Source organism: Streptomyces sp. NPDC058000, assembly GCF_042886435.1.
Lineage (GTDB): Bacteria > Actinomycetota > Actinomycetes > Streptomycetales > Streptomycetaceae > Streptomyces.
The window spans coordinates 1-1,773 of the sequence record NZ_JBHVQS010000135.1; the positions used below are offsets into that span (position 1 = coordinate 1).

A 1,773-nucleotide genomic window follows, 5' to 3' on the forward strand; every position below is an offset into this window, starting at 1 on the left:
CAATGCCACGAAGTTAAGCGGCCGTTGGCGGTGTCAAATTGTCGGGCAGCGTGATCTTGTACGTATTCGGCGCGGTGCGGGTTAGCAGGCTGTTGCGGGTCCAGAGGCAGAGCTGAGAAGCGAGGTTCTTGCGGGATTGGGGTGCCGTGAGCCCCATGTGATCGGCGAGGTCGTGGGCGTGCATGGGTTGGTTGGCGTGCGCGGCGAGGATCTGGCAGAGCCGGTCCCAGGGGCTGGAGGCTTCCCGGGCCGGATCCTGTGCGGTCGGGAGAGCGGGTGGCTGGACCGTGATGTCCATGGCAGTGATAGGCGTGCTGTCGCGGGGACGTTGATCGCGATTCCAGGTGTGGTAGCGCGAGATTCCGCGCTTCGCGATGCGGGTGGAGGTCCGTGCGCGGCGTTTGGGGAGCAAGGCATGCAGGAGGCGGGTGCCGATGCGTCCGACCAGGTCCGTCTGCGCACCATGTCCGCGGGGCGCTGTCGGGTGGGTGGCGAGGACGATGGTGTCGCGGGCGGCCTCCATGGCGATGGTGAAGGCGGCGCGGTCCGGGTCGGTGCCAGGCCGGGTCTCCACGGCCGTGACCATGACGGATCGCAGGGCCTGGTAGAGGGTGAGAAGTCCCCATACTTCCTGGGTGAGTCCGGCAGGATCCTTCGAGCGCAGGACGCGGCCCTTGAGGAGTGTGTGACGCAGTGCCAGGTAGGCGCACTCGATCTCCCATCGCTCGTGGTAAAGGCGGACGAGCTGGTGGGCGGGGTCGGTGCGGTGGTCGGTGAGCGTGGTCAGCAGCCGGTAGCTCTCGCCGAAGGTGCTGCCGTCGGCGGTGCGGGTGCGGATCTCGGCTTCGATGACGCGCAGGGTGAGGCCGGCGATGCGTGTGAGGTAGGAGCCGTCGGGCAGCAGGGCCAGGATCGGCGGGTGCCGACGACTGGTGCAGCGCACCAGGAACTGTGCGCCGCGGCGGGCGATCTGTGCGAGCAGATCGTTGGTGTGGAAGGCACGGTCCGCCAGGAGCAGCATGTCCGGAGTCAACTTCGAAGTCAGCTGCTGTGCGTAATACGGCTCGCCCTTGGCCACGGGGCCGAAGACTGCCCCGATCAGGCCGCGGGTTCCGGTCTCGCACAGTGTCATCAGCATCAACCTGGGATATCCCGCCTGGCCGAGCCGGCTGGCGGGGCGGCCGAGCCAGGACCAGTTCCGTTCCTGGTCGGGGACGATCAGGCTGCTGCACCCGTCGAAGGCGACCGTCCGCCAGCGTCGGTAACTCACGCCAGGAGTGGACGGCTGAGCCAGCGGCCCCGCCAATACCTCGAACAGTCGCTTGATCGGAGCCGGTCCGATCCGTCGGCGCAGGTCACGAAGCGCCTTCTCGGAAGGCTCGGGGACGCGGGCGGTCAGCCCCGCGACCAGCTTGGTCCACACAAGACGGGCGCCGAGATGCTCGAACAACCCCAAAGCCAGAACGAAGTACACCCCGACCCGGGAGGGAAGACATCGCAGCCGCTGTTCCCGCGCTCCGGTCTCCTCAAGAACCGCGTCCACCAGCTCCAGCGGCACGACCTGCGTCAACTCTCCCAAATGCCCAGGTGCAAAAACCTCTTGGCTCCCGTGCCGACCGAGGCGGGACATGCCAGACTGAACCAGCAAGCGGGGCTCCTTCGTACAAGGACGTGGTCTTGGTCGACATCCGTCCTACGCGGGGCCCCGCTCTTCTACATCAACTTCCCCGAACCGCTTGACACCGCCAACGGCCGCTTAACTTCGTGGCATTG

Annotated in this window: 1 protein-coding gene; it reads right to left on the bottom strand. The window is 66.9% G+C overall.

Translation table 11 applies throughout. From position 1 onward, the window contains the following. Nucleotides 1-13: 13 nt before the first annotated feature. Entirely contained in the window at nt 14-1,630 is a 1,617-nt protein-coding gene (locus ACFVT2_RS43300) for an IS4 family transposase (RefSeq protein ID WP_390027995.1), read from the bottom strand. Nucleotides 1,631-1,773 lie beyond the last annotated feature (143 nt).